We start from the raw sequence: 26,042 nt of genomic DNA, 5'->3' as shown, positions 1-26,042 counted from the left end.
TGACGGGCTTTCATGAGGACACGCGCCGCGGTGCTGTGGGAAACGGGCCAGGACTGGAAGATCGAGGAGGTCGACATCGACGCCCCGGGGCCGGGGGAGGTCGTCGTCGACATGATGGCCTGCGGCATGTGCCATTCCGATGAGCATGTCCGCACCGGTGACCTGCCCGTGCCGCATTTTCCGTTCATCGGCGGTCACGAGGGTGCCGGTGAGGTCGTCGAGGTCGGGGCCGGCGTCACCAGCGTCGCGGTCGGCGACCACGTCGCGCTGTCGTTCGTACCCGCCTGCGGTCGCTGCAGGTGGTGCTCGCAGGGGATGTCCTACCTGTGCGACGAGGGCGCGAAGCTCTTCCAGGTCGGGATGATGGCCGACAACCGGATCGCCCACCGCATCGGTGACCGCGCGATCGCCCGGTTCTCCCAGCTCGGTGCGTTCAGCGAACGGCAGCTGCTGTCCGAGCAGTCGGTGGTCAAGGTCGACCCCGACATCCCGTGGCACGCGGTCGCCCTCGTGTCGTGTGGTGTGGCGACGGGCTTCGGCTCCGCCGTCGACCGGGCGGGCACCCAGCCGGGTGACGTGGTGGTGGTCGTCGGCGTCGGCGGGGTCGGCGTGTCCGCCGTGCAGGGCGCGAGTCTCGCGGGGGCGTCCCGCATCATCACGGTCGACCCGTTGGCGAGCCGGCGCGAGGCTTCGAAGATCTTCGGTGCGACCGACACCTTCGCCTCGATGGCCGAGGCACTGCAGCCCGTGCGCGAGCTGACCAGGGGCGTCATGGCCGACCGCGTGATCCTCTCGCCGTCGACGCTGCACGGTTCGATGATCGAGCCCGGGCTTCAGCTGACCCGTAAGGGCGGCGTGTGCTGCCTGACCGGCATCGCGCCGCAGGCCGAAAGCGACGCCCAGCTGAACGCGTTCACCTTCGCGATGATGAACAAGACGCTGGTCGGGACGATCTACGGCAGCCGAAGCCCCCGTGAGCGCATTCCGTACCTGCTCGACCTGTACCGGCAGGGCCGGCTCAAGCTGGACGAGATGGTCACCCGGACCTACCCGCTAGACCAGGTCAACCAGGGATACGCGGACCAGGCCGCGGGGGACATCGTCCGCGGCGTCATCACGTTTCAGGATTAGCGGAATCTTTTTGCGTCCCGCCGTCGATGGTCGAGGAGTTCTATGACCAGGTATGCCGAGAGCACCATCACGTTCCCGTACAAGCGATCGCTGGGGCCGGTGACGGGTGCCTTCATGACCGCTCTCGCCGAGAAGCGCATTCTCGGTGTACGCAGCGATGCGGGTGTGCTGGTGCCGCCGATGGAATGGGATCCCGCCACCGGCGCCGAACTGGGCGCGGATCTGGTGGAGGTCGGACCGGCGGGCACCGTCGAGTCGTGGACCTGGGTGCCGGAGCCGACCGAGCAGCATCCGCTCGACCGGCCGTTCGCGTTCGCGTTCATCCGCCTCGACGGTGCGTCCAGCCCGCTGCTGCACGCGGTGGACGCCGCCTCGCCCGCGGCGCTGTCCGCGGGGATGCGGGTGGCGCCACGCTGGCGGGGGCGGCGCGTCGGCCACATCACCGACATCGCCTGCTTCGTGCCCGGTGAACGGTCCGAGGTCGACGGCGACGACGTCGGCGGGCCGGGGCAGCCGGTCGAGCTGATGGACTACACGGCCGCGGTCACCTACAGCACACCGGTGCTGGCGATGGCCGATCATGCCCTGGCCGCGACCCGGGAGCACCGGCTGATCGGCCTGCGCTGCCCGACCTGCGAACGGGTGTACGTGGGAGGTGACCGGCCGTACTGCCCGGTCGACGCCCTCGAGCTCGACGCGGACGCGGAGGTCGACCTTCCGAACGTGGGAACCATCACCAACTTCATCGTGGTCGAACCGGTGCAGTATCCGGGGCAGACCGTCACCGAGCCGTTCGCGCGGGTGTTCGTGCTGCTCGACGGCACCGACGTGGTGCTCACCTACCAGCCCGTGATCGACCTGCCGGTCGGCGACATCCACGTGGGCGTCCGGGTCGCGGCCGTGTGGGCGCCCAGGGACGCACCGGTCGACACGTTCAGTGGCATCGGCCGTCCGATGGGCAGCCTGCTCGGGTGGACACCGAGCGGTGAGCCGGACGTCAACGACCCCGACCTCGTGAATCGGATCTACTGATGACCACAGACACGAGCACGTCCCCGAGGACGAGCACGGACATCGCCGTCATCGGATGGGCGCAGGCCGCGATCTCGCGGCGGACCGACCAGACCGAGACCCAGATGCTCATGACCTCCATCACCGACGCGTTGACGCCGCTCGGCCTGACCCGGGCCGATGTCGACTTCACCTGTCTGGGGTCATGCGACTACATCACCGGGCAGGCGTTCTCGTTCGTCGCCAACCTCGACGCGATCGGCGCCTGGCCGCCCAAGCGGGACTCCCACGTCGAGATGGACGGCGCCTGGGCGCTCTACGAGGCGTGGCTGCGCCTGCACGAGGGTGACATCGACATCGCGGTCGTGACCGGCTCGGGTCGCACGTCCACCGGCGACCCGTCGCTGATCTACCCGATGGAGATGGATCCCTACGTCCTGGCGCCGCTGGGGGCCGATCTGGTCACCTTCGCCGCGTTGCAGGCCCGTGCGGTGATCTCCGCCGGTCTTGCCGACGAGAAGGCCATGGCCGAGGTGGCGGTACGCAGCCGGGGCAAGGGCAGCGTCGAGGAACTGCTGGCCGGCGAGTACGTCCGCGAGCCGTTGCGCCGCCACGACCTGCCGCCCATCACCGATGGTGCGGTGGCCATGGTGCTGGCGACCGGGGAGCGGGCCCGTCAGCTCGTCGAGCGTCCCGCCTACATCACCGGGTTCGACCACCGGACCGAATGCCACAACCCGGCGTTTCGCCGCCTCGACGACTCGCCGTCCACCCGGATCGCGGCCCGGGAGGCCGGGCTCGGTACGGGCGCCCCGGTCGAGGTCGCCGAACTGCAGGCCTCGTTCACCCACGAGGAGCTGCTGCTGCGCCACGTGCTGGGACTGGGCGATGACGTGGCGGTCAACCCGTCGGGCGGCGCCCTGCGGGCCAACCCGATCATGGCCACGGGCCTTGCCCGCATCGGCTACGCGGCCGACCACGTCTTCGCCGGCGGTACCCGGGCGCTGGCCCATGCGACGAGCGGGCCGTGCCTGCAACAAAACCTGATCTGTGTGCTGGAGGGCCGGTCATGATTCCCTGCGCGGTGGTCGGCGTCGGCCAGACCCATCACAGGTCGAAGCGGCGCGACGTGTCGTTCGGCGGCCTGGTCCGTGAGGCGGTGTTCCGGGCTCTCGACGATGCCCGGATGACGATGGCCGACATCGACGCGGTCGTCCTCGGCAAGGCACCGGACCTGTTCGAGGGGGTGATGAAGCCGGAGCTGTACCTGTCCGACGCGCTCGGCGCGGTGGGCAAGCCGATGTTCCGGGTACACACCGCCGGCTCCGTGGGCGGCACGACCGGGCTGGTCGCGGCCTCGCACGTGCGGGCCGGCAAGCACCGCACCGTGCTCGCGGTCGCCTTCGAGAAGCAGTCCGAGGGCAACGCCCAGTTCGCCCTGGGCAGCGGGCGGGGCGCGTCGCTGGGGGCAGGCGGTTCCTTCGCTCCGTTCGTGCGCGCGTACATCCACCGCAGCGGGGCACCCGAGCACATCGGCTGGACGGTGGCGGTCAAGGACCGGCTCAACGCGCTGAAGAACCCCTACGCCCACCTGAAGATCGCCGACATCTCGATCGACAAGGTCCGCGACTCGCCGATGATGTGGGACCCGATCCGCTACCTGGAGTCCTGCCCGTCCTCCGACGGGGCCTGCGCGGTCGTCATCACCGACGAGGAGGGTGGCCGGGCCGCCGCGGCCGACGGCCGCCCGCCGGCGTGGATCCTCGGGATGTCCTCGCGCAGCGAGGCCGGTGGCTTCCCCGGCCGCGACCCGGTGCGCCCGCAGGCCTGCCTGCAGTGCGCGCAGGACGTGTACCAGGAAGCCGGGATCACGAACCCGCGGGAACAGATCGACACCGCCGAGCTCTACGTCCCGTTCTCCTGGCACGAGCCGCTGTGGCTGGAGGCCCATCACCTCGCCGACGAGGGCGCTGGCTGGCAGTTGGTCGACAAGGGCCAGACCGAACTCGGCGGGTCGTTCCCGATCAATCCGTCGGGCGGGGTGCTCTCGACCAACCCGATCGGCGCCTCGGGCCTGCTGCGGTTCGCCGAGGCGGCCAACCAGGTGCGCGGCGCTGCCGGCGAGCACCAGGTCGACGGCGCCAAGGTCGCGCTGGGAATGGCCTACGGCGCGCAGAGCCAGTACTTCTCCATGTGGATCGTTGCCAACAGCCTCCAGCCCTTCAACTAGGACACCTGCCTGACCCGAGGGGTGCGGTCATGAACGCCACCGCGATTCCGGCTCCGATCCGCGAACTCACCCCGCGGGTGCACGCCGCCGTCCTCGCCGGCGTGGGGGATCGTGCCCCGACGACGATGCGTATCCCCAACGCGAACTACACCGATCCGCGGATCGCGGCGGCGGAGCTGCGCACGGCGTTCTCCGCGCCGCTGCTGGTGACGCCGAGCGGGGCGATCCGCGAACCGGGCAGCTTTCTCACGTTCGACCTGATGGGTACGCCGGTGATCGTCTCCCGAGGTGGCGATGGGCGGGCCCGCGTGCTGGTCAACGCCTGCCGGCACCGGGGCGCGACGGTTGCCGAGGGATCTGGCTGCACCCGCCGGTTCACCTGCCCTTACCATGGCTGGTCCTATGACAGCGACGGTTCCCTCGTCGGGGTACCCGACCGGCGCAAGGGGTTCGACGACCCCGCCACCCGCGGGCTCGTCGAACCCCCGAGCGAGGAACGCAACGGTTTCGTCTGGGCCGTCCGTGATCCCCACGGGGTGATCGACGTGCACCGGCAGCTCGGGCCGCTGGATGCCGAACTCGCGCGTTGGGACTACGAGCACCACGACGTCGTGGCGACGATGGAGGTGAAGGTCGAGGCGAACTGGAAATGCGCCCTGGAGGCGTTCCAGGAGACATACCACTTCCCGTACGTCCACGCCCAGTCACTCGTCGGCCATGGCACCGTCGCCAACATCGTGACGTTCGACCAGTTCGGCCGCCACCACCGGCTGGGAGTGCCGCTGAAGATGCTCGGCGCGGAACCGGAACCGCTTCCCGGCGAGAACATCACCTGCATCTACTGCATCCACCCGTGCTCGGTGATCGCCACGTCACCGCTCGGCGGCGAGCTGCTGCGGTTCTACCCCGGACCGACCCCGGCGAGCAGCACCATCCGCCACACCGTCCTGTCCCGGTTCCCGCTGGCCGACGACGCGGTGGCTGCCTTCTTCAAGGACTACACCCCACAGATTCAGGCCGTCGTCCGGGACGAGGACGCGGTAGTCCTGGAACGCTCCGGAACAGGTATCGCCGCGGGCTGCTCCGCCGACCTCGCCGACGCCCCCCGGCGGGACATGGACGACAAGGGGGGTTCATGAGCGATGCCGGAGATCTGACGGTCAACTTCGCGGACATCTTCGAGTTCGTCGCCGACGCCGTGCCCGAGCAGCTCTTCCTGGTCGCCGGGGACGTACGCCTGACCTACGCCAAGCTGGACGCGCGGGCCGACCGGGCCGCGCGCCTGCTGCGCGGGGCCGGAGTCGGGCCGGGCGATCACGTCGGCCTGTACGCGATGAACCGGGCGGAATGGGTCGAGACCATGATCGCCATCCTGAAGTTACGGGCGGTCCCGGTCAACGTCAACTTCCGCTACGTCGCGGCGGAGCTGCGCTACCTGCTCGACGACGCCGACCTGGTCAGTGTCGTCGTCGAGCAGCGTTACCTGCCCACCCTGACCGACGTGCTGCCGGACGTCCCCAGCGTGCGCTCCGTCGTCGTCCTTGAGGACGGGACTCCCGTGGGCGACGGAACTCCCGTGGATGACGGAACTCCCGTGGATGACGGGACTCCCGTGGATGACGGGACTCCCGTGGGGGAAGGAACTGCCGCCGGGACCGGGCCGGCCGGGTACGCGCTGCTCGCGTACGAGCAGGAGCCCGCAGACATCGCACCGGTGCGCATCCCGCGTTCGGGGGACGACCAGTTCATCATCTACACCGGCGGCACGACCGGGATGCCCAAGGGCGTGATCTGGCGCGGCGAGGACATGTTCTTCGCCGGCTGCCGCCGCCCGCTGCCGGACGGGTCGATCCCCGAGCCACTCGAGGAGTTCCTGACCCGGCACGTGGCCGCGCCCCCCACTCGCAGTTTCGTACTCGGGCCGCTGATGCACGGCACCGCCACGATGGCCATCCTCACCGCCTTCGCGGCCGCGGGCACGGTGGTGCTGTGGACCGGCCGCCGGTTCGACGCCACCCGGATCCTGACGATCGCCGCCGCCGAGCGGGTCGGCTCCATCGCCATGGTCGGTGACGCGATGGCGGCCCCGCTGCTGGACACCTACGGCCGCGACCGGTACGACCTGTCCGCGCTGACCGTGCTGGTCAACAGCGGCACTCCGCTGTCGGAGCCGACGCGCGACCGGATCGGCGAGCTGCTGCCCGGTGTACGGATCTTCAACGTCTTCGGGAGTTCGGAGATGGCGCACACCGGCACGGAGACCGGCTGGTCCCGCCGCTCACGCACGTTCCGCCTCGCCGAGGACGCCGCGGTGCTCGACGACACCGACCTGCGTCCGGTCGTCCCCGGCTCCGGTGTCATCGGGCGCATCGCCCGGCGCGGCCGGATCCCGCTCGGCTACCACAACGACCCGGTCAAGACGGCGGCCACCTTTCGCACCGACGCCGACGGCGTGCGCTGGGTCCTGCCGGGCGACCTGGCCACCATCGCGGCGGACGGCACGGCCGTGCTGTTGGGTCGGGCGAACTCGGTCGTCAACACCGGCGGGGAGAAGGTCTTCCCCGAAGAGGTCGAGAACGCGCTCACCGACCACAGCGCCGTCGCGGACGCCGTGGTCGTCGGGGCACCCGATCCACGCTACGGCGAGCGGGTCGTCGCCCTCGTCGTCGCACGGACCGGACACAGCATCGACGCCGCGCAACTCCAGGCGCACTGCCGCACCCTCGTGGCCGGCTACAAGGTACCGAGAGAGATCCACATCGTCGACGCGCTCACCCGGACCCCGACCGGCAAGATCGACCTGCGCTGGGCCAAGCGGTCCGCGCAACAGCTGTCCGCCGCGCAAGCCCAGTAGCGACTTCCCACTCGGCGCCGCCGACGCCTCCGTGCTCGCGATCACCGAACGGCTCGCCGCGGACGCCATCGCGACCCTCGACAGAAGCAGGAGCCGGTGCGCTACCAGTCTACCGTGGGGCTGTCCACGGACGAGATCGCCGAGATCGTGGGCCGGATCGAGGAGGTCCTCGCCTCCCGTCGCACGGGCCGCCCGCCGCTACCGACGGCTCATGCCACTGCTCGATCAGGTCCTCTGCCCGCACGAACCCGTCTTCGTCGACGTCCTGGCCAACCGGGAAACCCTCGTCGACGGCACCGACGTCCCGACCGGCAACCGGGCCGGGACGAAGGAGAACTACTCCGGCAAGCGCCACCGGCAAGGACTGGACATCCAGGTCGCCGCCGACCTCGACGGCACCCTGCTCGCCGTCTCCGCCCCCGTCCCCGGCGCCCGCCACGACCGCAAAGCGATCACCGAGTGCGGCTGGGAACCGCTCCTGGACACCACCGTCTGGACCGCCGACCCCGACTACCAGGGCGCCACCGCCACCACACCCACCAAGAAACCGAAGAACGACGAGCTCACCGACTACCAGAAAGCCGTGAACAAGACGATCTCCGGCCGCCGCTCAGCCGTCGAACGCGCCATCGCACACCTGAAGAACTGGAGGATCCTCGCGACCGGCCACCGCGGCCGCCTCACCGAACTCCCCAACATCATCCGAATCGTCGCCCGGTTGGAGTTCTACCGACTCGGATGGTGACTTATGAATAAGGCTCTTCGTGGTAAAAACTATTTCACCTTCTGCGGTCACTGTCAGTGGCAACCTGCGACCACGGCTTTGCGCGTGGGAGCCCGGACCGCCAGGCGTAGGGGCCGTGCCCGATGGCGGCCAGGATGGGCCGTGAGGATGGGCCATCAGAGTGGGCCACGAGGACTGGCCGCATCGGGGACGAGGATGGGAGCAGCGGATGGTGATTGTCGCGGGGCATCTGGTGGTGGCGTCGGACCAGCGGGAGGGCTATCTCGCGGGTTGCGTGCGGGTGGTGGAGCAGGCTCGCAGTGCACCCGGGTGCCTGGATTTCTCGATCACCGCCGACCTGGTGGACCCGGGCCGCATCAACATCTTCGAGCGGTGGGAGACGCAGGCCGACGTCGAGGCGTTCCGCGGCAGCGGCCCGAGTGACGACCAGGGTGCCGCGATGCTGTCCGCCTCGGTGGTGGAGTACGACGTCGCCGGCAGCCGTAGCCTCACCTGAGGATCCCCGGCGCTCAGTGGCGCACGGTCCATTGCCGGCCATGGTCTGGATCTGGGGTGTACCGGCAGGTCAGACCGGTGGTGACGGCGGTCCTCAGCTCGGCGGCGAGGCCGGGTGAGCCCCCGTCGATCGCGTCGATCGCGCGGGTGACGGCTTTGCGCACGGCGGTCCGGGCTCGTTCCTGGGACGAGGCGAAGGTCCGGCTTCGTCCGCCGAGACCCGAGATGCGGGCCAGGTGGTCACGCAGCGTCTCCCGTTCCGACCGGAGTCGGCGGATGCGGTCGAGGGCGGAGGCGGGAGCGGCGGCCGACTCGGCATCCGTCTGCGCGTCCGCGAGGGCCTCGTCGAGTTCCCGCAGCCGGCGGCGGTAGGCGTCGAGTGCCTGGCGGTCGGCCGTCTCCTGGTGGCCGGCCTCGAGCAGCGCCGCCCCGCGCAGCTCCAGCACGGTGACGTCCTGACCCGGTCGTTCCAGCAGCACTGCCAGGTAACGCAGCCCCTGCAGGTCGGGCAGGGTGTGGCTGCGGCCGTCCGCGCGGATCGTCCAGCCACCCGGCTCGTGGGACAGCACCGCGAGGGCACCCGAGGCGGAGACGGTCAGCCGGGCCGACCACCGTTCGGCCCGAACCGTCAGGCCCATCGCCACCGCATCGGCGTGGGCCTGCGCCCACAGATCGCCGGCCCGGCGACGATCGCCCGCGTTCGCCCGCGCCTCCAGTGCATCCGCGAGGTCGGCCCGGGAGATCGCCGCGGCGGGCCGGTTCCCGAACGTCAGGTTGGCGCTCAGGGCGCGTTCATGGTGCCCGACCGCCTGGTCCGGATCGCCCCGGTGGCGGGCGACCGTCCCCAGCGCCCGTTCGACGGAGCCGAGGCAGGCGACCGCCAGCGACGGCATCACCGGCAGGTCCGCGAACGGGAGGAGCATCCGGTAGGCCTCGTCCGCGACGGCCTGGTCGCCGGTCAGGGCGGCGGCCTCCGCGAGCGCGCTCATGCCGGCAAGCCAGGTGCTGGAGCTGGGAAGGTTTCTCAGGCCTGACCCGACGAGCCGGGCCAGCGCCACCCGGGCGTCGTCCACCCGCCCGGCTCTGGCGGCCATCGCCGCGGTCGCGGCGGCGAAGGCGAAGTCCGCGGCGGGCAGGTCGGGGGTCGTCGTGACCGCGGCGGCCAGGTCGAGCAGTTCGACGTTGCGGTCCTGCAACCAGCGCAGGCTGGCGATCTGGGTGACGTAGTACGCGACGGCGTCCAGATCACCGACCCGGTTACCCAGATCACGGCACTCCCGCGCGGCGGCCTCCGCCTCGTCGAGACGCCCGGCCCGGATGAGTCGCATCACCGCCATCGCGGCGGCGATGTGCAGGACGCTTTCGTTGCCCTGTGCCTCGGCCCGCTTCCGCAGCTGTGCCCAGGCGTGATCCGCCTGGGGAGCACCGAGTTGATGCAGATCGACGGTCCGCCACATCAGTGCGACCAGCGCGAGAGTCTCCTCGCCCGCGGCGGAGGCGACGGCGAGCATCTCCTCGGCCAGGGTGAGCCGGGTGTGGACCTGCTCGGGGCCGAGCATGCTGTGGTGGGCCAGGGACAGCGCCTGGGCCAGTGCCCTGCGGTTGCCGGTGCGGCGGACCTCGGTCAACGCGACCTGCACGGCGTCCGGCGAACCACCGTCGTGGACGGCCTCCGCCGCCAGGCGCACGGCCAGCAACGAGCGGAGCACGGCGTCTTCCTCGGTCGCCAGACCCGCGAGGGCGTCCCGCGTCATCGCCAGCATCCGACGACGGTCCAGCGGGTCACGCTGGTCGTTGAGCCATCTGCCGCCCGAGCCCAGCGCAACCCGGGCGTACAGCTGCGGGGTGCGCCTGCCGTCGACCTGCGCTGCCGCCTCGGCGAAGGCGACCCGGGCGGGGGCCAGCCGGCCGAGGGCCAGCAGCGCCTCGGCGCGTTCCACCAGTAGTTCGGCCAGGAGTTCGGCGCGCCCGGCCAGCTGTGGGTGGGTGTCGGCCACGGCGACCGCCGACTCCACCAGGGCGAGGGCCTGCCGGTGGTCGCAGGCGGCTCGGGCCGCGCGGGCCGCCGCCCGAGCGGCCTCGACCGCGAGGGCCGCGTCGATCCCCGAACGCGGGGCAGCCGCCAGGGCGTGGTGGGCCCGGCGGAGCAGCACCTCGGGGCACGGCTCGGGCTCACCGCCTCGCCGTCCACCCAGCAGTGCGGCGGCCGCGGCATGGGCGTCGAACCGCTCGGCCGCGGTGAGCGTCGTCGCGGCAACCTGGCGGACCAGGTCGTGGCCGAAGGCGAAACGGTCCAGGCCCGCCGGCTCGACCAGCCCGGCGCGCTGGGCCTCGGCGAGCGCCTCGAGCGCCACCGGCACAGGCTGCCCGGCCAGTGCCGCGATGTCCCCGGCCCAGGCACCGGGACCGAGCACGGCACACAGCCCCAGCACGTGGCGGCTCGCCGCGGACAGCTCGGCCACCGCTCCGTCGATCATCCATTCCACTCCGGCCAGGCCCGGCCGAACGGAATCCCGCGCCACGGCCCGCCCCAGCAGCAACGGACTGCCCCCGGTGACCCGCAGCACCGTCCGCGCCAGCCGCCGGCCATCCGAGGCCTTCTCGGTACCGACCGCTCCCTCGGTCCTGGCCGCGCCGTCCGCGCCCGCGGTGTTCTGACCGCCCAGACCGTGGGCGGTCAGGAAGGCGGCCGTGTCGGCAAGGTCGAAGCGGCGCAGCGGGAGGACGACCGCGTCCCCCTCGAGATCAGCGAGCAGTCGGGCCTGATCCGAGTCGTCAGGTTCCTCGACCGTTTCCCCGGCCTTCCCACCTGCTTCGACGCCGCGGGCCGCCTCTCCGGGCCGCCCGCCCGGACGCCGGGCCAGCACGACCAGCAGCGGGGCCCGGCCGAGCACTCGCCCGACGAAACGGGTCAGCAGCAGCGTGCCCTCGTCGGCGGCCTGCAGATCGTCGATGACCACCATGGTCGGTGTCCCGTCGATGGCACGGGCCAGCAGGTCCGCGACCGCGCGGAAGCGGGCGAACCGCTCCCGGTCGACCGTCGCGCCGCCGTCATCGTCGGCCAGCAGCCGCGCGCCCTGATCACCGACGATTCCGGTGAGGACCGCCGACCACGGCCACAGCGGTGGAGCTCCGCCGTAGGGCCAGCAGTATCCCCACACCACCCGCAACCCCCGCTGTTCGGCCTGCTCCGCGGCCTGTTCACACAACCGGGTCTTGCCGATCCCGCCCTCGCCCGACACCACCACCAGCTGGCGACGCCCACCCGCCGCAAGCTCCGCAGCCCGCGCGAGGATCGCCAGTTCGCGCTCCCGGCCAACGAACCGCCGCAGGCCACGCGGCGCCTGCGCCTCGATCCCGAGCGCGACCGCGGGCCCGGCGACAGGCCCGGCTACGGGTGCGATCTCGGCCTCAGGCTCGATCTCGACCCTCACCACGTCGGCTGTCACCGTGAGTGCACACTACTGTCGAATTCGCCCAGCGGCATGTCGGTGGCAACCCACAGCAGCCGTGCCGCCATCCCCCGCCGGGCTGTCATCCAGCCGACGTCAGCAGCCGAGGTCGTGCCACGGTCGTGCCATCGGCGTGCCATGGCGGCAACCGGCCGTGGTCCGTCCCAGGCCCGCTCGGAACGCATCGGCAGTCAGATGATCACCGGGGTTCCGGTCGGCGATCCCCCTGCCGAGGTTCCCCTGTCACCTTCGCAGGCCGGTACTTCTGGACATGGCACGGCGCGGGAACAGCCGCGTCACGCCATGGAGGTGAAGGTCGACCAGCCGAGCAGGAGTGACGATGAGTAGCGAATCCTGGCAGTCGCCACCGGGCGCCGGGGCTGACCACACCACGACGGGCGTCACCCCGCCCTGGATGGATCACGGTGGTACCGCCGGAGACCCCCTGCTGCTGGCCGAGGAGCTGCTGCTGCTGGCGCTGGATCCGCAGCGTGGAACTGCGCTCGGCACGTCCGGGGACACGGTTTCCGTCGCCCTGTGCGGTGCGTTCGTCGCGGAGCTGGCCCTCTCGGGGCACGCGACGGTCGAACGTGGGCGGCTGGTGTCGATCGGCGGCCCGCCCCCGCACCCCCTGCTCGCCGAGGTACACCAGTACCTCGGCACCGTCCGGGGGCGACGCGGCACCACCCAGCTGCGCCGGCTCGACGAGAAGTTCGACGGGATGCGATCTCGCCTGGTGGATCACATGGTGGCGGGCGGACTGCTCGGCCGACGTCGCGACCAGGTGTTGTTCGTCCCGGTCACCCGGCACCCGGTGCTGCGGACCGACCTTCGGGACGCCGTCGTCGCCCGGGCCCGCGCCGCCCTCACCGTGGACACCACGGTGGACGACCGCACCGCCGTCCTGCTGGCCCTCGTCGGCGCGGCCGGGCTGGTCAGGGCGCTCGCCCCGGACCGCGGATCCCGGGCCCACGCCCGGGAGCGGCTCGACGCGAGGACGAAGCAGGTACCGATCGCCCGAACCGTCCAGAAGATCGTCGAACCGGATGCCTGGGACGTCATCCAGATCTTCGTGGACGTCACCGGGTTCTGCCGCTGACGGTCCGCCCATGACCGCCTCCCGCCACGACTCTGCGAGGAGTTCCTCGAGGTGCGCTCCCTTCTCATGATCACCCGCCGGCTTGCCCCCACCACGGTCATCGCCGGCATCCTCCTCAGCGCAGGCTGCTCCGCCGGTTCCTCGTCACCCGCAGCGGTGGGCACGGTCCCGCCCAGCCCGACGACCATCTCCACGTCCGCCGTGCCGGTCACCACGCCGGCCACGACCGCCCCGGGCGGGGCGGCCACACCACATCGATCACCCGGCAGCGGTGCCGGCCGGGGAACGCCGGGGGCGGGGGGAGGGACCCCCCCGCACGGATCACCGCCGGCCAACCGACCCGCGATCGACGGTGACGTCGACGGTGACGGCCGACCCGACACGCTGAGCGTCACCGGCGCCCGGCTGCTGACGCGTTACTCCGGCGGCGGATCGGACAGCGTCGGCTTCCAGGTCGGCGACCCCTCGAGCGTGCGCGTGCTGGGCGCCGCCGATGCCGACCGCGACGGCCATGCCGAGGTGTTCGTCCAGGCTGACCGGGGAGCCGGTTTCGAGGTCTCGACCCTGTTCCGGTACGTCGACGGTCACCTGCTTCTGGTCACCCTCGACGGCGATCAGGCAGCCCTGGCGTACGGCGGCTCGACCGGATCGGTCCAGTCCTGGTCGTGTCGGCCCTCGACGGTCCCGGACGCCGCCCTCGCCATCGCGAACGGACCAAGCACCGCCCCGAACGTCTATACCCTGACCCGGACGTACTACCGGTTCGATGGTGCCCGTCTCGTGCGCCTGCGCAGCATGACCGTCCCACCGGCCCCCCTCGACGCCCTGCCACAGGACAACGACGCCGTGTCGGGCAGGCCCGGCTGCGGCTCCGTGCGACTGGGAGACTGACCTTTCTCCTACCTTTCCTCTACCTGGCCCGGCGGCCCGTGCGTGGTGGCCGGGCGGGCAGGTCCAGGTCCAGCCAGACGCGATCCCGCAGCTCGATACCGTCGACGACGAGGCCCGGCGGATACCCGGTGGCCGCGGTGAAGGCATCGCGCTCGACGGACCGGAACCGGAAGCCGCACCGCTGGTAGAAACGCAGGTTGCCGACGTCCGCCGCCCCGGTCGCGACCAGCAGGGACGTCGCCCCCTCGCCGACGAGCAGATCGACCAGCGCCGCGATCAGGGCCCGGCCGACACCCCGGCCCTGGTACGCCGTCAGCACCGCCATGTTCCGGATCTCGGGCGTTCGCCCCTCGGACGAACCGGGCTGAACGGGGTGGTCGGGGTGGTCGGGGTACTCGGTCGGGACCACCTGGAGATGTCCCACCAGGTCCGTGCCGATCCGAGCCACCAGCACCCGGCCGAGTGACAGGTAGGCGGCAAGCTGGACGGCGGAGTCCTCGGCCAGCTCGAACAGGGCACGCAGCTCACGCCGGTCCCCTTCGTACAGCTGGATGTTCGGCCCGGCCTGGCCGGCGGGCCGCACCGGGCCGGGCCGCTGGGAGGGGTCGGTCATCGTGTCTCCAGGACGAGGATGGCTCGGGTGTAAAGCAGGTCGAATCCGCGGCGCTGGGCGTTGTGCTGGGATGTCGAACCCGGCTGGGTGGTGATCACGGCGACCTCGCAGCCGGCCGCGGTGGCGTCGGCGAGCCGGGCCGCGAGCAGCGCGGACTGGATGCCGCGGCGACGGTGTGCCGGCACGGTCGCCGCCCCGCCGAACTGCGCGATGCCGGCCGAGATCCGCAGGCTGGCGCCGCCGGCGAACACCCCGTCGTGCCAGGCGCCATACCGCCTGACCCCGTCGGCCGTTGCGAGATCACGCATGGCCCCGAGGAGGACCTCCCGGGCGAACTCCTCGTGCGACGGGACCCCGTCGGTGTCCGCGACGGCGACACCGTCCGCCATGACCTCGAGCCATCGGTCGATCTCATCCTGCCCACTGGGCCTGATCTCGATCCCGGCCGGGGTGACCGGGCAGTGGTCACCGGGCAGCGCACGTCCGAGCACGTTCTCGAACGAGACGAGCCGGTAGCCCCGTCCGGTCAGCAGGAGGACGATCGCAGGGTCGGCGAGCGTGGCGACCTCAGCCTGCACCGGCGTGCCGAGATCAGCGAACGCCCGCTCGATCTCGGCCGGCTCGGCCGGCTCCGGCACGCCGTCGAACCCGAGCCCGGCAACCTTGTTGAGCGGCGACCCGTCCTCGGCGAAGCTCGCCACGGGGATCGCGAACCCCGGCGGGTCGCCCCGTCGACGGCCGTGGGCGGCGACACTGCTCTCAGTGATCAGTTGCACCTCGGCCCGCTCGATGCGGGCGGCGAGGGCGGGGTCACAGAACAACGGCGATCCTCCGACACCTGGATGCGGCGCCGCCGGCGGACCCGGGAGCTGCCTCGAGCGCGGACCGGCGGGCAGTGGGCTGTGGGCTGTGGCGAACAGTGGTCATACCGGTGAGTGCGCTGAACCGGCCCGCTGTTACGGGCGGGCCCGATCATCTTCGCCGATCTGCTGTCGGGTGGCCGGCACCACCCGACCATCACCCGTGCGCGGTGCGGCTCTGTCGCTGCCAGGCTCGGAGCCATCCCACGAGCCGTGGTCGCTCAGCCCGATCTCCGCCGTGCCCAGCGACCGCGCCTCGCACCTCGACCGTGGAGCCCCTGACTCACGAAAACTGCCTATGGTGTCGGTGTGGAGGCTCGGCAACCGAGGTATACCGGGTCGGCGTCGACCACCACGTCCGATGAGGCCGATCTGGTGCGGGCGCTGCGGGGATGAGCAGGCGTTCGCGGAGCTGATCGGGTACCCGGCCGGACCGTGGCCGAGGAGGTCGTGCAGGAGACGTGGTTGGCCGTGCTCACCGGGCTGGACCGGTTCGAGGGCCGATCCAGCCTGCGGACCTGGGTGTTCGGCATCCTGCTCAACATCGCCCGCACTCGGGGCGCGCGGGAACGCCGCAGCGTCCCGTTCAGCAGTGCCTTTCCCACCGATCAGACCGGGCCGCAGGCGCAGGCCGGCCCGACGGTCGATCCGGGCCGGTTCCATCCGCGCCCTGCCACCCGGCCAGCGCGCGGTCGTGCACCTGCGCGACGTCCAGGGCCTTGACGCGGCCGAGGTCTGCGCGATCCTCGGCCTCGAACCGGGCAACCAGCGCGTGCTGCTGCACCGCGGACGAGCGCGCATCCGCCAGGCGCTGGAGGACTACATCCACGAGGAACCGGCATGAGGACGGAGGCATGTTCTTGACCCGCGGCCTGGACATCGACTGCAACGAGCTCGTCGAGCTCGTCACCGCCTATCTCGACGACGCCCTCGACCCGGACACCCGGCGCCGTTTCACCGATCATCTTGACCTGTGCGACGGCTGCGGCACCTACGTGGAACAGATGCGCCAGACCGTACGACTCACCGGCGCACTGGCCTCGGACGATCTGACACCCGACCTGCGCGAAACCCTGCTCACCGCTTTCCGCGGATGGAAGAACGGCACCGCACCGCCGGCCTGAATGCAGCCGGCGGGCGGCACTACCATCCAGGAATGTCCGCGCGACTCGATCGATCCTGGGTGGTACTTGCCAGCCTGCAGACTGCTGAGGCTGATCGCTGTGTCGACATCTTCCGCCGCCCCGACGGGACGTTCGGTTTCGAGGAGTTCCGCCGCGATCCGGAGGACATGGGCGCCTGGACGCCGGTCCTGTACTTCTCCGGCCTGGAGTATCCGAGCGAGGCCGAGACCCTCGTCGCCGCCCGCAGCGCGGTGCCGTGGCTCGCCCTCCTCCCTGACTCCCGACACCCCTGACTCCCGACACCCCTGACTCCCGACACCCCTGACTCCTGACACCCCTGACTCCCGACACCCCTGACTCCTGACACCGGGACGTGGTCAGTAGCCGAAGGCGGTGGGGCGGCCCTGGGCGCCGTCGACGGTGATGTCGGCACCGTTGATCCAGGCGGCGCGTTCCGACAGCAGGAAGGTGACGACGTCGGCGACCTCGTCGTCGGTGCCGAGCCGACCGGCGGGGAAATCCCGGCGGACGAACTCGGCGAACCCGTCCGGGTCCTGCTTGGAGTAGCTTTCCCAGGCCCCACCGGGAAAGAGAACGGAGCCCGGGCTGACCGCGTTGACCCGCACCTTCAACGGGGCCAGCTCCCGCGCAAAGGCGGCAGCGAGGTAGACCTCCGCGGCCTTGGACGCACCGTACTGGGCCAACGGAGCCGGTTTCACCGCGGCGACCGACGAGATGATGACCACCGAGCCGCCGCCGCTCGCCGTCAGGTGCGGGACGGCGCTGCGCAGCGCGCGCACGGCATGGCCGGCGTTGAGCTCGAAGGTCTGTGCCCAGTCCTGCGCGGTGGATTCGAGCAGGCCACCGCCGACGATGCCGCCGACGTTCGCGACCAGCAGGTCGACCCGGCCGAACGCCCCGGCCGCGGAGTCGACGAAGCGCTCGACCTCGCCGGGCTGGGTCACGTCGGCCACGCAGGTGAACACGTCGGCGCTGGCGCCGTCCGGCCCCTCGGCCGCCAGGTCGCGGGCGGTGCGAGCGAGCGTCTCCGGGTCGCGTCCGCAGAGGGCGACCCGAGCTCCTTCCGCGGCCAGCCGCCGAGCGATGGCGCGGCCGATGCCTCGCGATCCGCCCGTGACCAGCGCAGCCTTACCGTCCAGATGAAGATCCACTGAGATGCCCCCGAACGTCGATCTCTCATCGATCCGTGCGCCGCTCGAGCTCGTCCACCGCGGCGACCACTGCGCCACCGGGGGCCACTCAAAGCGAGCATATGAAAGGGAAGAGTGACAGAAAGACCACTCGAGGCGTTCATTTATGTGCTCTATGCAACATTTCTGGGCGGTACCGCACCGCGAACGCGGTACCTGACCCAGCCGGGCGGTCATCAACGGCCGGTGCACAGCGGGCGGCGTGCGACGCACCGCCCGTGTTGCGCATAGATTGCTGGAATGGCACGCGAGGCGCACGACGGCGAACTGGAGACGGCGCTGGCGGCCGTCGGGCCACGGCTGCGGCGACTGCGGCAGGAGCGGGAGACGACGCTGGCGGCCCTGTCTGCGACCACCGGCATCTCCACCAGCACGTTGTCGCGACTCGAGTCGGGGCAGCGCAAGGCCACCCTGGAGCTGCTGCTACCGCTGGCCCGCGCCTACGGGGTGCCCCTCGACGAGCTCGTGGGCTCTCCACCCACCGGCGATCCCCGCGTGCACGGCACGCCGATCTCCTTCGGTGGCATCACGGCGATTCCGCTGTCGCGGCGGCCCGGCGGGATCCAGACGTTCAAAATGATCCTTCCCGCCGGAAGCCAGCGGCGCGAGCCGGACCAGAGGAGCCACGAGGGCTACGAGTGGCTGTTCGTGCTCAGTGGCCGGCTGCGGATCGTTCTCGCCGAGCATGATTTCGTGCTCGGCCCGGGTGAGGCAGCCGAGTTCGACACCCGGGTACCGCACTGGTTCGGCGGCGCCGACGAGCATCCCGTCGAGATTCTCAGCATCTTCGGCCCGCAGGGCGAACGCGTCCACATCCGCGCCCGCTCCCGCTCCCACCCGACGTCCACCGCCGGCCAGCGCGGCTGAGACCCGGATCAGCCGGTGCGCCGCAGCCGCACGACGCTGTCGGTGCGGGTGCCGGGCACACCCTCGGGGGACGCCACGCTGGGGACCACGACGGCGCGGGCCGCGACGACGGTCCAGCCGGCCAGGTCGAGGGAGGCGACGATCTCCTCGGGGGTGGGCAGGTCGAGGTGTGCCGGCGGCTCGGTCATCCAGGACGGCGCGCCCAGGTGGCCGACGATGATCAGAGTGCCGCCCGCGGCCACCGCCGCGGCGGCCTGGCGCAGGATCTGCTCGCGGTCCAGCCGGACCGGCGAGTGCAGGTAGGCCGTGGTGACCAGGTCCCAGCTGCCGGCGGGGACGTCGGTGTCGAGGTTGTGGCTGGACCAGCGGATCCGTTCGCCGAGGCCAAGCGCCTGCGCCGCGGCGGCCCCGCGCGCCAGTGCGGTCGGGGAGATGTCGACGGCATCGACCTGCCAGCCCTGACCAGCCGGCCAGATCGCGTCACCCCCGGTGCCGCAGCCAAGATCCAGCACGGTGCCGGACGGGATGGACCCGGCCGGGCGGACCACGATGGGGCGCTCGGCCAGTTCGTCGACGAGGGCCGGGTTGGCTCGACCGCTCCATGGCTCACCCTCGGCGTAGAACCGTTCCCACAGCTCGGTGGGATCAGTTGCGGAATCGACGTCGTGAATCCAGTGCCGGCCGGAACCGCGCTGGTCTCCGTGATCCGCATGGTTCCCGTGACCCGCCGCGGCGCCGTCCTACCGGGGACGGGCGGTGCGCAGGTTTTCCTTCTTGGCCTTGTTGCCACAGGTGTTCATCGAGCACCAGCGACGCTGCCCTGGCCGGGAGCCGTCAAGGAACAGGGCGCGGCAGTCGGGGCCGGCGCACTCGTGCACCCGGGCGAGCGCGGGCGAGGCGACCAGGTCGAGGCCGTCCCGGGCGATCAGGGCGAGGGTCGCGGCCACCGGGTCGTCCGCATGCCAGGACAGGCCCAGGGTGTCGTCCAGCCGGGGCGCCGGCACCGGCCAGGCCGCCACCGCGTTGACGATCTCCCGCGCGGACGGGGGGCAGCCAACGATGGCAGGGGGTTGCGCGGAACCGCCCGAACCGCGGCCGACCACAATCAGCTGGTGGATGGCCTCGCGCAGCTCGCGGGTCTGGGCCGCCCGCCCGTCCAGCACCGGCCGGGGGCCGGGAAGCGCCGACCATGGGCCGAACCGGTCGAGCCAGGCCGCCACGGCGGCGGCGTCGGGCAGCTCCTCGACCTGGGTGGAGGTGCCGCGGTGGCGCAGCGTGCGGATGAAGTCGAGGCACAGGCGGCCCGACCCGGACCGAAAGGCGTGCCCGACGGAGGCGGAGGCCATGATCCGACGATACGCCTCGTCGAACCAGTCTAACTGGTACCTTGAGAACCAGTATGACTGGTTCTCGATCCAGGGGGGCCGCATGGCGGGCAGGCCGGACAGCACACCGTCGCCCAGTACGACCTGCTGGGCTGGACCGGTGTCTGCCTGCTGATCGCCGGGTCTGCCGCCCTCGCCCTGCTGGCCGCCGGCGTGCACACCGTCACGGCCGGACGCCCGGCCATCGCCGAACCGCCGCCGCCGCATCGCCCCGAGGTGTCGGGTGAGCGCCAGGCGCCGCTCGACCGGTCGGCGAAGCTGCCAGACTCGGTGACCGTCGGCGTCGACGGCCGACGCTGACGGCCGGGTTGAAGGGGATGCGGGTGGACTGGGAGCTGCGGGCCTGTGCGCGCAAGGGGCACGTCACCTACCGGCCGGACGAGCCGGAGCTCGCCGCGCGGCTGACGGCGGTGACGCCGGCCGGCCCGAGCTGGCGGTGCCTGCGGTGCGGGGACTTCGTGCCGGGCGCGCCGAAGCTCGCCGGCCCGGCTCAGGACGCGCCGCTGCTGCTGCGCGGACGGGCGCTGCGCGACGCCACCGTCCTGCGGCTGCTCGCGGCGGAGCGGTTCGTCCGGGCCCTGCTGATGGTGCTGATCGGGTACGCCATCCTGCGGTTTCGCCGTTCGGAGGGGCAGGTCCAGCAGCTGTTCGACCGGGCGGTGCCCGCCGCTCGGCCATTGGCGGACGTGCTGCATCTCGACCTGGACCATTCGCCGACCATCGAACATCTGCGCCATCTTCTCCACACCGAGCCGAACACTCTGCTGCTGGTGGCATGCCTGCTGTTCGGTTATGCGGCGGTACAGATCGTCGAGGCGGTCGGGTTGTGGCTGCTCAAGCGCTGGGGCGAGTACTTCGCGGTCGTCGCCACATCGGCATTCCTACCGCTGGAGATCTACGAACTGACCGAGCGCATCACGGTGCTGCGAATCGGGGCACTGGTCGTCAACGTCGCCGCGGTCGCCTATCTGATCGCCAGCAAACGACTGTTCGGGGTGCGCGGCGGGGCGGCGGCGTTCGAGGCGGAGCGACACGCCGAGTCCCTGCTCGAGGTCGAGGACGCGGCGCAGGTCAAGCATGTTTCGACCGATGGTCAGGACGCATTTCCGCCGGATGTACGCGTACGGCACTAGCCGGGGCGATACAGTGAGCCTTTCCCGGTAACCTGTCGTCGCTTTCAGTAGCGACAACCCTGTGTGTATGGGTTGGTCTTCAGGTGGTGCGCTGGTGCTCCATGTGGAGCAGCACGAGGCATGCCTTCGCGACGGAGCCGATCCGCCAGGGGTCGATCGTGACATTACGCAGGACACCGAAAGTGCCCTTGAGCAGGGCGTTTCCGCGTTCGCCGACAGCGCGCAGCGCGTTGTGGATCCTGTTGTGGCCTTTCTGGTCGTCGGTGAGGGAGCCACCCTTCGGCTTCTTGAACGGGATCGCGAGCGGACCCTCCTGAGTTGCGCACCCTTCGTAACCGAGATCGAACAGGACCCGGTGGAGCTCGTCGCCTGTCCACTCCGTGAGGACCGGGATCGCCCCGGAGGCGCGCAGCGCGGTCAGGTCGTGCTCCCGGCCGGGCCGGACATCGCAGACCCACAACCGGAAGCCGTCGTCCGGGGCGGTGACGACCTGGACGTTGCCCGCGTGGTGGTGGGCCCTGCCCGACCACCACAGGTCCACGCTCTTCGTCGGGCCGGGCACGCACAGACGGTCGGTCTCCACGAGCGTGCCGTCGACGATCACATGGTCGTAGCCGGCCATCTTCGCGGCGATCAGAGCATTGCGCAGGTCAGGCATCTGCCAGGCCAGCAGCGCGCGACCCTCGTGGATCGCGCGGTAGCACACACTCCTCCTGATCCCGTGATCCTCGCAGAGCCTTCTGACCTTGGTGCCGTCGCAGAACCAGCGGATCACGACCATGGCCTGGTCGGCGCAGCCAAGCTTCCGCCTCCCGTTCCGCGTGCCGACACGCTCACGTTCCGCCGCCAGAAGACGGAACGCGACGACCAGTTACAGTAGGGTAGACGACTGGCGCGGCGGCATCTCGCTGTAGGCACATGGTCCGGTACCTTTGTCCGTACGGTTTCCCGCGCGTTTTTCATCCCGGCCGTCCCTGGCAATGCTCCGTTTCCAGCCGCCCCCCGTCAAACCGTGCATGCGGTTCTCCCGCACACGGCTTACCGACGCCGTTCACCGCCGGCATTCGATTTCTCCCGCCAGGTCTTCCCAGCCCTGGGCGAAACAGTGATCCCATACAGGCCGATCAGGCCGAGGTCAACCGGCCGCGAGCGCGACAGCACCCACCAGCCGAACCCCATGCTGCGTTTATGACGGGCCCGTACGAACCGGGCCAGTCGCTCCTGCGCGAACCTCCTGATCGCGCCGAGGCGCCGGGCAGAATGCCCGAAGCGGAAGTAGCCAGCCCAACCACGCAGGAACGCGTTGAGCCGTTCCACGATCACCTGCGGCGATAACAACAGCCGCGACCGGTCGGTAATCTCCCGAATCTGGTCACGGGCATGTCGCATCGCCTTGTCCGAAGGCCAGCGAGCGAGGAATGTCATCTTTCGCCTGCCGCGGTCTCCTCGGGACCGCACGAGCCGGTGGTGGAAGCCCAGAAAATCAAAGCCCCCTCCACCGGGCTGGAGGCAGACGATACGGGTCTTGGCTGCCTTGGGCTCCAAGCCCAGGTCAGCCAGCAACCGGGTCAGGCATTCCAGCGCCCGCTCCGCCTGGCTTTGCGACCAGCACATCACGACCAGGTCATCGGCAAAACGTACCAGCGTCCCGTCACCCTCATCCCACGACCGATCCAGCCGGTGTAGGTAGACATTGCAGAGCAACGGGGACAAAGGACCCCCTTGCGGGACCCCGCTGGCCTCCCGCCGGACCTCGCCGTCCCGCATCACGCCGGCACGCAGGATCTCGCGCACCAGCCTGAGCAGTCCCCGGTCACAGACCCGTTCCTCGACCGCTCTCATCAACCCGTCAAACGGGATCGCCGTAAAGCAGTCGGCGATATCCGTCTCCACCACCCACCGCTTGCCCCGCGCGGCCTCATCCACGAGGACCCGCAGGGCGTCGTGCGCCGAACGCCGTGAGCGGAACCCGAACGAACATTCGGCCATGTCAGCCTCGAAGACCGGCTCGAGCACGATCCTCGTAGCTGTCTGCACGATGCGGTCACGAACAGCGGGAATCGACAACGGCCTGAGCTCGCCCTTCACCCCAGGTTTCTGGATCAGGACCCGCCGCAGCGGTAGTGACCGATACGTTCTTTCCCGCAGCTCGGCGGCCAGCTCGTCCAGGAGCAGGGAAACTCCGTACTCCTCGGCCTGAGCCACCGTGGTGTGGTCGACGCCAGATGCCCCCCTGTTGGCGCGCACCTGAACCCACGCGCGCTCCAAGACATCCCTACGGTGGACTTTGTCCGAGAGCGCATGGAACCTCCGTCCGGGATCGGCCTTGGCCGTCCGGTAGAGCGTGTGCTGCAAGGCTCGGACCGAATCCGCACGGGATCCTCCAGCGGTGGGACTAGCAACCATGGCACTCACCGGGCCCCACCTTTCAACTCCACGCATCGACGAAGCAGCGGCCCTTCCCTCACCGCCGGTTATGTTGTCCGGTCAGCTCGATCGGTAATATGGCCGCCTCCGACGCCCACCCGGCCCGTAACCCACTTCCCGGGATCACCGGTTATAGGGCACAGCTCTCCGGCAGGTTTCCGCAGCCTGCCGGGCCAGGGAGGGCCTCCCCAGTTCCCGCCGCCACTGTCAGTACGTTCCGCACCCCTATACGCCGGGGAGTTCCTCACGGCTGCAATTCCAGGTTCTTCGCCGCTTCCATGGCCTTCGCCTCGATCCCGAGAGGCTCGGCACTCCCTTGTCCCGTTCACAGAACGGGCTGAGTAACGACGCCGCAGGCTTCGCGTGATGCTACGGACCGCACTGTCGCTCCCCCTTACAGGGCCTTTGACGCTGGGCTTCGACCCCACCCGTTTCCAGACGAAGCCGCCAGCCTGCTACCGGGCCTCCTGGCAGCTACCCGGACCGGACTTCCACCGGCAAGCGACGACGAGCTTACGAAAGGTAGATCAGCCGTTTACACGGCGTCACCTCCAGTCTGCTGGGCGCACGGGAAAGGCTCAGTGACGGCCCGTTCACCGGTGATGAGGCTTCGAGCCGGACCGTGCAGCTGAACCGGTATGTCTCCCGGTTTCGCGGTGTCGCCGCCGGCGAGGTAAGGTTTAATACTGACGCTGGGGTCAATGTGGTGCATGACGAGGTCCACCAGCTGTAGGCCAGCGATGATCCCGTGGGCGCGGCTGATGATGGTTGCCTCCGACACGAGGCCTCGGGCACGCTCCATTGTGTCGTGAGGTCGCAGGCCGCGGTGTCTTCCTTCAAAGCATCCAAGGGGCATCCACATCGCTGTCCACGCCGGAAAGACCGGCCTGACCGACGAACAGGTCGCCTCGCTGGCCACCGGGGACCCAGCAGACGCCTGATGGACCGCCCCTGCAGATCGTGCCGTCCCCACGACCGTAGACGCTCCGCACCAGCTGCGCCGACCTCGGCGACGCCGAGTGGCAGACGCGGCTGGACGCGGCTGGACGCGGTTGTCGAGGACGCCGCGGCCGACCTGCTTCTGCTCCGCGGCTGGTACCACGCGATCTCTTTCGCCGTGCATGCGCTGCGGCTGCCAGCCGAGCCGGGCTGCCTACAGTTCGACGCCCACCAGAGCATCGACAACCCAGACGAGTTCGCGCTCGTGGAACGCTACGAGTCGCAAGCCGCCTTCGCGGAGCATCGGCGGACATCGCACTTCCGGCGCAACATCGAGACCGAACTCATCGCGCTGCTCACCGCGCGAAGCTGGACGGTGTTCGGGCCAGCTCTGTGACGCCGCCTACGATATCCCCAACAACCCCAAGAGATTCGACAACCACTCAAGGAGGCAACTGCCCGATGTACCGACTGACCGTGGTCTATGACGAGCCTGCCGACAAAGATGCCTTTGACCGCCGCTACACCGACGAGCACATCCCCCTCGTCAAGGCCTCGCCCGGGCTGGTCAGCTTCCAGCTCAGTCACCCACAGGGCGGCACGCCGTACCTCGTCGCCGAGCTGTTCTGGCACAGTGAGGACGCCTTCAATGCCTGGGCCGCGACGCCCGAGAGGGCCGAGGTCCGCAACCACGCGGCGGGCTGCGGCACGACGTTCACGACCTACACCGGCGACGTCGCCGAGGTCTGACCAACCGCGCTGGTCCGTTCTCGGACCAGTATTACAGTGACAGTGGTCGGCATGTGATCTCTTGCTTCGGGTGCGGTGCGGTGCGGGCGACAGAGCGGCCACCGTGTGTTTCTCCATGTTTTGTGGAAACAAAGCGAGAGACCACGGTGGCCGCGGCTCAGAGTGTATCCGAGGTGGATGTGGTGATGTGGGAGGCAGGGTTGTTGTCTCGGACCGAGCGGAAGTACGGGTGGACGCTCGCGGAGTTCGGCTGTGAGTCCGGGCCGCAGAAGATGCAGCGGTTGTTGAACGAGTACGCGTGGGACGCCGACGGGGTACGCGACGTGGTAGCGGCCTATGCGGTGGAGCATCTGACCGAACCGGACGAGGTGCTGGTGGTCGATGAGACAGGTTTCGTGAAGAAAGGAACCATGTCGGCAGGAGTGTAACGTCAGTGCAGTGGCACGGTAGGCAGGATCGAGAACTGTCAGATCGGGGTTTATGGCGCCTACCCCGAGCCAATCGACTGGCTGGAAGCACACCGGATCGGCTATGTCCTCGCGGCCAAGAAGGACACGGGGTTCTCCACGGCCGCTGGGCGTTTCCGGGTCGACGCTCTCGCCACGAAGGTACCCGCTCGCGCGTGGAAGACATGTTCCTGTGCTGACGGACGGAAACAATCAGCAAGGAACGTGCAATGGCCAGAATCGCGGCGAGCGACTGAAGGCGGGCCTCGACCCGTTGAAGCACAGCCAACCGCTCGGTGCGGCGGAACCCGTCAAGCTGTTTGAGGCAGTGTTGTTCGAAAACTAGCTACTTGCCGGTTCCGGGTCTGGCTGCTCCTCG

26 protein-coding genes and 2 pseudogenes are annotated in these 26,042 nt (G+C 70.2%); 19 read left to right on the top strand and 9 right to left on the bottom strand.

Going from position 1 to position 26,042, the window contains the following annotated elements:
* Nucleotides 1-12: 12 nt before the first annotated feature.
* The 8 genes from MXD61_RS18990 to MXD61_RS18955 all read left to right on the top strand — a co-directional run bounded on the left by MXD61_RS18990 (nucleotide 13) and on the right by MXD61_RS18955 (nucleotide 8,467).
* Nucleotides 13-1,131, top strand: coding sequence for an NDMA-dependent alcohol dehydrogenase (locus MXD61_RS18990; RefSeq protein WP_248814825.1), 1,119 nt, complete (start codon nucleotides 13-15; stop codon nucleotides 1,129-1,131).
* 42 nt (nucleotides 1,132-1,173) lie between these two features.
* Nucleotides 1,174-2,163, top strand: a complete 990-nt coding sequence (locus tag MXD61_RS18985) for a Zn-ribbon domain-containing OB-fold protein (RefSeq protein WP_248814824.1) — start codon at nucleotides 1,174-1,176, stop codon at nucleotides 2,161-2,163.
* Nucleotides 2,163-3,215 carry a lipid-transfer protein gene (locus tag MXD61_RS18980; RefSeq protein ID WP_248814823.1) on the top strand — a complete coding sequence of 351 codons (1,053 nt, stop codon included), beginning with the start codon at nucleotides 2,163-2,165 and terminating at the stop codon, nucleotides 3,213-3,215. Before MXD61_RS18985 ends, MXD61_RS18980 begins: the two co-directional genes overlap by 1 nt.
* Nucleotides 3,212-4,372, top strand: coding sequence for a thiolase domain-containing protein (locus MXD61_RS18975; protein WP_248814822.1), 1,161 nt, complete (start codon nucleotides 3,212-3,214; stop codon nucleotides 4,370-4,372). Before MXD61_RS18980 ends, MXD61_RS18975 begins: the two co-directional genes overlap by 4 nt.
* Nucleotides 4,373-4,401: 29 nt before the next feature.
* The gene (locus tag MXD61_RS18970; RefSeq protein ID WP_248814821.1) at nucleotides 4,402-5,511 is read left to right on the top strand and encodes a Rieske 2Fe-2S domain-containing protein; all 1,110 of its coding nucleotides are present in this window, start codon (nucleotides 4,402-4,404) and stop codon (nucleotides 5,509-5,511) included.
* Nucleotides 5,508-7,226 (top strand): AMP-binding protein, encoded by a 1,719-nt coding sequence (locus MXD61_RS18965; RefSeq protein ID WP_248814820.1) that lies wholly within the window; start codon nucleotides 5,508-5,510, stop codon nucleotides 7,224-7,226. Before MXD61_RS18970 ends, MXD61_RS18965 begins: the two co-directional genes overlap by 4 nt.
* A 211-nt stretch (nucleotides 7,227-7,437) precedes the next feature.
* Nucleotides 7,438-7,971 carry a transposase family protein gene (locus MXD61_RS18960; protein ID WP_248814819.1) on the top strand — a complete coding sequence of 178 codons (534 nt, stop codon included), beginning with the start codon at nucleotides 7,438-7,440 and terminating at the stop codon, nucleotides 7,969-7,971.
* Nucleotides 7,972-8,179: 208 nt separating this feature from the next.
* Nucleotides 8,180-8,467, top strand: a complete 288-nt coding sequence (locus MXD61_RS18955) for a putative quinol monooxygenase (protein WP_248814818.1) — start codon at nucleotides 8,180-8,182, stop codon at nucleotides 8,465-8,467.
* Nucleotides 8,468-8,480: 13 nt separating this feature from the next.
* Here the strand turns inward: MXD61_RS18955 and MXD61_RS18950 are convergent, their stop codons facing one another.
* Nucleotides 8,481-11,915, bottom strand: a complete 3,435-nt coding sequence (locus MXD61_RS18950) for an AAA family ATPase (RefSeq protein ID WP_248814817.1) — start codon at nucleotides 11,913-11,915, stop codon at nucleotides 8,481-8,483.
* A 343-nt stretch (nucleotides 11,916-12,258) separates the two neighbouring features.
* Between MXD61_RS18950 and MXD61_RS18945 the strand changes: the two genes are divergently transcribed.
* Nucleotides 12,259-13,017: a GPP34 family phosphoprotein gene (locus tag MXD61_RS18945; protein WP_248814816.1), complete on the top strand. Its 759-nt coding sequence runs from the start codon at nucleotides 12,259-12,261 to the stop codon at nucleotides 13,015-13,017.
* 51 nt (nucleotides 13,018-13,068) lie between these two features.
* Nucleotides 13,069-13,908, top strand: coding sequence for a VCBS repeat-containing protein (locus MXD61_RS18940; protein WP_248814815.1), 840 nt, complete (start codon nucleotides 13,069-13,071; stop codon nucleotides 13,906-13,908).
* A gap of 19 nt (nucleotides 13,909-13,927) precedes the next feature.
* Here the strand turns inward: MXD61_RS18940 and MXD61_RS18935 are convergent, their stop codons facing one another.
* Together MXD61_RS18935 and MXD61_RS18930 are read right to left on the bottom strand one after the other, a co-directional pair.
* Entirely contained in the window at nucleotides 13,928-14,521 is a 594-nt protein-coding gene (locus tag MXD61_RS18935) for a GNAT family N-acetyltransferase (RefSeq protein WP_248814814.1), read from the bottom strand.
* Complete coding sequence (locus MXD61_RS18930) at nucleotides 14,518-15,342, bottom strand: GNAT family N-acetyltransferase (protein ID WP_248814813.1); 825 nt, start codon at nucleotides 15,340-15,342, stop codon at nucleotides 14,518-14,520. The genes MXD61_RS18935 and MXD61_RS18930 overlap by 4 nt, the downstream gene beginning before the upstream one ends.
* 474 nt (nucleotides 15,343-15,816) lie before the next feature.
* Here MXD61_RS18930 and MXD61_RS28530 point away from each other — a divergent pair.
* The 4 genes and pseudogenes from MXD61_RS28530 to MXD61_RS18910 form a co-directional block, all read left to right on the top strand.
* Nucleotides 15,817-15,897 (top strand): annotated as a pseudogene (locus tag MXD61_RS28530) (RNA polymerase sigma factor); the annotation flags it as partial.
* A gap of 76 nt (nucleotides 15,898-15,973) precedes the next feature.
* Entirely contained in the window at nucleotides 15,974-16,225 is a 252-nt protein-coding gene (locus MXD61_RS18920) for an RNA polymerase sigma factor (protein WP_248814812.1), read from the top strand.
* A 10-nt stretch (nucleotides 16,226-16,235) separates the two neighbouring features.
* Nucleotides 16,236-16,505: an anti-sigma factor gene (locus MXD61_RS18915; protein WP_248814811.1), complete on the top strand. Its 270-nt coding sequence runs from the start codon at nucleotides 16,236-16,238 to the stop codon at nucleotides 16,503-16,505.
* A gap of 32 nt (nucleotides 16,506-16,537) precedes the next feature.
* A complete protein-coding gene (locus tag MXD61_RS18910; RefSeq protein ID WP_248814810.1) occupies nucleotides 16,538-16,798 on the top strand; it encodes a hypothetical protein in 261 nt (86 codons plus the stop codon).
* Nucleotides 16,799-16,882: 84 nt separating this feature from the next.
* On the opposite strand, the gene MXD61_RS18905 is transcribed toward MXD61_RS18910, so the two are convergent.
* Nucleotides 16,883-17,677, bottom strand: a complete 795-nt coding sequence (locus MXD61_RS18905; protein ID WP_248814809.1) for an SDR family NAD(P)-dependent oxidoreductase — start codon at nucleotides 17,675-17,677, stop codon at nucleotides 16,883-16,885.
* Nucleotides 17,678-17,956: 279 nt separating this feature from the next.
* On the opposite strand from MXD61_RS18905, the gene MXD61_RS18900 reads away from it, so the two are divergent.
* Nucleotides 17,957-18,583, top strand: coding sequence for a helix-turn-helix domain-containing protein (locus MXD61_RS18900; protein WP_248814808.1), 627 nt, complete (start codon nucleotides 17,957-17,959; stop codon nucleotides 18,581-18,583).
* A gap of 8 nt (nucleotides 18,584-18,591) precedes the next feature.
* On the opposite strand, the gene MXD61_RS18895 is transcribed toward MXD61_RS18900, so the two are convergent.
* Together MXD61_RS18895 and MXD61_RS18890 are read right to left on the bottom strand one after the other, a co-directional pair.
* Nucleotides 18,592-19,131 (bottom strand): bifunctional 2-polyprenyl-6-hydroxyphenol methylase/3-demethylubiquinol 3-O-methyltransferase UbiG, encoded by a 540-nt coding sequence (locus MXD61_RS18895; RefSeq protein WP_248814807.1) that lies wholly within the window; start codon nucleotides 19,129-19,131, stop codon nucleotides 18,592-18,594.
* A 192-nt stretch (nucleotides 19,132-19,323) separates the two neighbouring features.
* Nucleotides 19,324-20,175, bottom strand: coding sequence for an ABATE domain-containing protein (locus MXD61_RS18890; protein WP_248814806.1), 852 nt, complete (start codon nucleotides 20,173-20,175; stop codon nucleotides 19,324-19,326).
* 110 nt (nucleotides 20,176-20,285) lie between these two features.
* Here MXD61_RS18890 and MXD61_RS18885 point away from each other — a divergent pair, with 110 nt between their 5' ends.
* A complete protein-coding gene (locus MXD61_RS18885; RefSeq protein WP_248814805.1) occupies nucleotides 20,286-21,101 on the top strand; it encodes a DUF2127 domain-containing protein in 816 nt (271 codons plus the stop codon).
* A 79-nt stretch (nucleotides 21,102-21,180) separates the two neighbouring features.
* On the opposite strand, the gene MXD61_RS18880 is transcribed toward MXD61_RS18885, so the two are convergent.
* From MXD61_RS18880 to MXD61_RS28950, 3 genes are all read right to left on the bottom strand, one after another.
* A complete protein-coding gene (locus MXD61_RS18880) occupies nucleotides 21,181-21,972 on the bottom strand; it encodes a transposase family protein (protein ID WP_248814905.1) in 792 nt (263 codons plus the stop codon).
* A 167-nt stretch (nucleotides 21,973-22,139) separates the two neighbouring features.
* Nucleotides 22,140-23,456, bottom strand: a complete 1,317-nt coding sequence (gene ltrA / locus MXD61_RS18875) for a group II intron reverse transcriptase/maturase (RefSeq protein WP_248814804.1) — start codon at nucleotides 23,454-23,456, stop codon at nucleotides 22,140-22,142.
* 607 nt (nucleotides 23,457-24,063) lie between these two features.
* Nucleotides 24,064-24,330, bottom strand: a complete 267-nt coding sequence (locus MXD61_RS28950; protein ID WP_374629176.1) for a hypothetical protein — start codon at nucleotides 24,328-24,330, stop codon at nucleotides 24,064-24,066.
* A 138-nt stretch (nucleotides 24,331-24,468) separates the two neighbouring features.
* Here MXD61_RS28950 and MXD61_RS18870 point away from each other — a divergent pair, with 138 nt between their 5' ends.
* The 3 genes and pseudogenes from MXD61_RS18870 to MXD61_RS28945 form a co-directional block, all read left to right on the top strand.
* Nucleotides 24,469-24,864 (top strand): putative quinol monooxygenase, encoded by a 396-nt coding sequence (locus MXD61_RS18870; RefSeq protein ID WP_248814803.1) that lies wholly within the window; start codon nucleotides 24,469-24,471, stop codon nucleotides 24,862-24,864.
* A 65-nt stretch (nucleotides 24,865-24,929) separates the two neighbouring features.
* Complete coding sequence (locus MXD61_RS18865; RefSeq protein ID WP_248814802.1) at nucleotides 24,930-25,217, top strand: EthD family reductase; 288 nt, start codon at nucleotides 24,930-24,932, stop codon at nucleotides 25,215-25,217.
* A 194-nt stretch (nucleotides 25,218-25,411) separates the two neighbouring features.
* Nucleotides 25,412-25,873, top strand: a pseudogene (locus MXD61_RS28945) (transposase); the annotation flags it as partial.
* Nucleotides 25,874-26,042: the final 169 nt, after the last annotated feature.

It is taken from the genome of Frankia sp. AgPm24, from assembly GCF_023243055.1.
GTDB classification, from domain to species: Bacteria; Actinomycetota; Actinomycetes; order Frankiales; family Frankiaceae; genus Frankia; species Frankia umida.
This window is presented reverse-complemented; position numbering and strand designations above follow the sequence as displayed.